Raw genomic sequence first — 4,346 nt, forward strand, 5'->3', positions numbered from 1 at the left:
TGAGAATGACTTGTATAAGAGAAAGGGGCGGGGACGGTGGGACCGGGGGCGGGGGAAGCCGTGGAGGCGGAGGAATTCGGTGTCATCGCCCCACGATCCTGGCATGTCCGACACCGCACCGGGAACGGAGCGCGCCGCCCGACGCCCGGCTCACCCCGAACGGACGTGCGCGCAAGCGCAACCCGCCGGGGAAACGCCGCTGTTGGGGGGCGCGAGCAGCGTAGAGTTTGCGCGTGGGATCTCTGCGCACTCCGGTCGGACCGCTGCCCTCCTCCATCTACTGGCGGCGGCGGGGCGTTGTGCTGCTCCTGCTGGCGCTGCTCGGGCTGCTGATCTGGTGGGCGCTGAACCTCGGGGGTTCGGGTTCCCCCGGTTCCGGTGGGGACGACGGTGCCGGCGGACCGGCCACCTCCATTTCCCCCGAACCGGACGACGAGGAGGACGACGACCTCGTCGAGGACCGTCCCGGCGGCCGGGACCCGGCCGACGAGGACGAGGAGGGGGACGGGGACGGCACCGGGGATGCCGAGGGCACCGACGACGGGACCGGTGAGGGGACCGGCGGCGACGACGGGACCGACGAGGGGACCGGCGCCGACGGCGCCGACCCGGCGGCCCCCGGCTCCGGCGACGTGGAGGGCATCGCGATCGACGACCCGGCCGGCCCGGGCGGCTCGGCCGACCCCGACGGCACGGCCGGCGGCCCGGGTGGCACCGGCGGCGCGGTCGCGGCCTCCCTGCCGCGCTGCCCGGAGGGCGCCCTGAAGCTCTCGCTGTCCCCGGTCTCCAACTCCTACCCGCCCGGTGAACTGCCCCGACTGCGACTGACCCTGACCAACACCTCGTCCGCCGACTGCCGGACCGACCTCGGTCACCGCTCGTTCGCCCTCACCATGACCCGCACCGACGACGGGGACCGCACGATCTGGGACTCCACGACCTGTCCCACCGGTCTCGCCTCCGCCCCGGTGGCCGTGCCGGCGGACGGCGCGACGGAGCGGATCATCACCTGGGACCGCCGCCGCTCCGTCGAGGACTGCGACACCCGGGGCCCCGCCGCCCCCTACGGCACCTATCTGGCCGAGGCCGAGATCGACGGTTTCCCCGTCGCCCGCACCACCTTCCGCCTCGAGGAGGACTGAGGGCCTCCCCCCGTCACCACCGGCGGCGGGGGAGCCGAACACGGCACGGCGGGTGCGAACGCAGCGTCGCCGCACGACGGGCCGGTTCACCGGCACGGCCCCGCGGCGCTCCGGGCGAGCCGGTCAGCGCTCCGGCGGGGCCCCGTCCCGGGGGCGGCCGGGCACGCCCGGGCGCCGTTGCCAGGGTCGGGGGCCCGACGGCGGCCGGTACTCCACCCCGAGCGCGTCGAGTCGGGCGTAGTGGGCGGCCTCCATCCGGCGCGCGAAGTCGGTGACGTCCCGCTCGGCCGGCGGCGGCAGGGAACTCCAGGCGACCTCCGCGAAGGCGGCCAGGCGCGGGAAGACCATGTAGTCGACCGCGCGGGCGCTGTCCATCGTCTCGGTCCAGACGTTGGCCTGGACGCCGATGACCCGCGCCGCCTCCGCCTCCGTCAGCGACTCCGGCACCGGCTCGAAGCGGTACACGTCCTCCGGGGTGCGGGCGTGCGCGATCGGCACCGGCTCGTCGGGATCCTCGGACTGGCGCCAGTCGAGATAGGTGTGCTGTTGCGGGCACATCACCACGTCGTGCCCGGCGCGTGCCGCCGCGACGCCCCCCGCGTACCCCCGCCAGGACATCACCGTCGCCCCCGGCGCCAACCCTCCCTCCAGGATCTCGTCCCAGCCGATCAGTCGGCGTCCCCGCTCGGCGAGCCACCGGTCGAAATGCCGGATGAACCAACTCTGCAGCTCGTCCTCATCGGCGAGGCCCAGCTCCCGGATGCGGCCCCGGGCGGCGGGGGAGGCCCGCCACTGCTCCTTCGGGCACTCGTCGCCGCCGATGTGGATCCACTCCGAGGGGAAGACCTCCAGCACCTCGGCCAGGACGTTCTCGTAGAACTCCAGCGTCGCGTCGGAGGGGTTCAGCACGTTCGGGTTGATGCCCCACCGGTCCCACGGCTCCAGGGCCGAGGTGTCCACCACATCGGTGTTGCCCAACTCGGGGTACGCGGCGATGGCGGCCTGCGAGTGGCCGGGCAGGTCGATCTCCGGGACGACGGTGATGTGCCGCGCCGCCGCGTACGCCACGATCTCCCGCAGGTCCTCGCGGGTGTAGTGGCCTCCGTGCGGACGCTCCTCCCACGGGCCGTCCTCGCCGAAGCCCGGCCGGGTGCGGGCCCGGTGGGCCCCCACCCCGGTGAGCCGGGGATACCGCGCCACGGGCATCCGCCACCCCTGGTCGTCGGTCAGGTGCAGGTGCAGCACGTTCAGCTTGTGGGCGGCGAGCAGGTCGAGGTACCGCAGCACCCCGTCCTTGGGCATGAAGTGCCGGGCGACGTCCAGCATCATGCCGCGCCAGGCGAAGCGCGGGGCGTCGGCGATCCGCACCGCCGGCACCGCCCGGGGGCCGTCGCGCAGCGGCGCGCGCCGGAAGGCGTCCGGGCCCAGCAGTTGCCGCAGGGTCTGCGCCCCCCACAGCACCCCGGCCGCGCCGCCGCCCTCGATCAGCACCCCGGAGGCGTCCACCACCAGCTCGTACGCCTCGGGCCCGCGGTCCGCGAGCCGCTCGGCGACCCGCAGGGTGATCGTGTTCGACGCGTCGGCGGCCGACGGGTCGCCGGGGCGCAGCGGCAGGCCGAGCGACGGGCCGAGCACGGAGGTCAGCCACCGCTTGGTCGTCCCGCTCGCCGGGTCGGCGATCAGCCGGGTGTCGGGATCGAGGACGAACGCGCCGCCCTCCGTCGGACCGGGCAGGAGTTCCACGGGAGCGGGGATCGGGTGCACGGCCCGACCCTACGGAAGGCGATCAGGGGAAGAACAGGGCGCTGCCGGACATCATCGGCCCCCTCGGCCGGGACACGCCTCCCCGGGATACGTCCCGCCGGGAGACGCCGGAAGGTCGGGAGATGCCCGGATGCGGCACCACGGAGTCGGATGATCCGACCGGCCGGTGCCCTCACGCCGGTCAGACGTAGCGCTCCAGGATGGAGGACTCGGCCAGACGCGAGAGCCCCTCGCGCACCGAGCGGGCCCGGGTCTCGCCCACGCCGTCCACCGCCTGCAGATCGTCCACCGACGCCGCCAGCAGCTTCTGCAACCCGCCGAAGTGGTCCACCAGCCGGTCGATCACCGCGCCCGGCAACCTCGGCACCTTCGCCAGCAGCCGGAAGCCGCGCGGGGAGACCGCGCTGTCCAGCGTCTCCGGCGAGGTGCTGTACCCCATCGCCCGGGCCACCATCGGCAGCTCCAGCAACTCCGGGTGGGTGAGCGCGTCCAGATCGGCCAGGGCCGTGGACACCTTCTTCGACCGCTTCGCGCTCGCCTCGGGCAGGTAGTCCCGCACCACCAGCTGCCGCTCCGGCTCCACGCCCGCGATCAGCTCCTCCAACTGCAACGACAGCAGCCGCCCGTCGGTGCCCAGCTCCACCACGTACTCGGCGATCTCGGCCGCGATCCGGCGCACCATCTCCAGCCGCTGCGCCACCGCCGCCACGTCCCGGACGGTCACCAGATCCTCGATCTCCAGCGCGGAGAGCGTGCCGGTGACCTCGTCCAGCCGCAGCTTGTACCGCTCCAGGGTGGCCAGCGCCTGGTTGGCCCGCGACAGGATCGCGCCGGAGTCCTCCAGCACCCGCCGCTGCCCGTCCACGTACAGCGCGATCAACCGCATCGACTGGCTCACCGACACCACCGGGAAACCGGTCTGGATCGACACCCGCTGCGCCGTGCGGTGCCGGGTGCCGGTCTCCTCGGTCGGGATGTCGGAATCCGGCACCAACTGCACACCGGCCCGCACGATTTTGGTGCTGTCGCGGTCCAGGACCACCGCGCCGTCCAGCTTGCACAGCTCCCGCAGCCGCGTCGCGGTGAACTCCACGTCCAACACGAAGCCACCCGAGCACAGGGATTCCACGGTGCGGTCGAAGCCCAGCACGATGAGGCCGCCGGTGTTGCCCCGCAGGATGCGCTCCAGGCCGTCCCGGAGATGGGTGCCCGGGGCGATGGCGCTCAGGGAGGCGCGCAGCAGACCGTCCGTCCTGCCCGCTCCCGTCGGCCGGTCGCTGGCTGCCATGCACTCCTCCGGGGACCGATGTTGCGGTGAGAGCAGAAGTCTACCGGCGCGACCCCCGACCCGAGGGCGCCCACGGGCCATCGACCCCCGCCGGGCACCCGGCGCACCGGCCCGGCTCAGGCCCCGACCGGGCCCTCCACCGCCTCCTCGGA

General features: G+C 74.0%; 3 protein-coding genes. 1 reads left to right on the plus strand and 2 read right to left on the minus strand.

Going from position 1 to position 4,346, the window contains the following annotated elements; all coding sequences use genetic code 11:
• The first annotated feature begins 233 nt into the window (after positions 1-233).
• Positions 234-1,142, plus strand: coding sequence for a hypothetical protein (locus FOE67_RS18030; RefSeq protein ID WP_182665541.1), 909 nt, complete (start codon positions 234-236; stop codon positions 1,140-1,142).
• Positions 1,143-1,265: 123 nt separating this feature from the next.
• On the opposite strand, the gene FOE67_RS18035 is transcribed toward FOE67_RS18030, so the two are convergent.
• Positions 1,266-2,906 carry a beta-N-acetylhexosaminidase gene (locus FOE67_RS18035; RefSeq protein ID WP_438874248.1) on the minus strand — a complete coding sequence of 547 codons (1,641 nt, stop codon included), beginning with the start codon at positions 2,904-2,906 and terminating at the stop codon, positions 1,266-1,268.
• Between the two features lie 181 nt (positions 2,907-3,087).
• Positions 3,088-4,194, minus strand: a complete 1,107-nt coding sequence (disA, locus tag FOE67_RS18040; protein ID WP_182665543.1) for a DNA integrity scanning diadenylate cyclase DisA — start codon at positions 4,192-4,194, stop codon at positions 3,088-3,090.
• Positions 4,195-4,346 lie beyond the last annotated feature (152 nt).

It is taken from the genome of Streptomyces calidiresistens (genome assembly GCF_014141525.1).
In the GTDB taxonomy this organism is placed as follows: domain Bacteria; phylum Actinomycetota; class Actinomycetes; order Streptomycetales; family Streptomycetaceae; genus Streptomyces; species Streptomyces calidiresistens.

Coding starts and splice junctions, on each gene's coding strand:
- disA (WP_182665543.1), bottom strand. CDS start 4,194: ATGGCAGCCAGCGACCGGCCGACGGGAGCGGGCAGGACGGACGGTCTG.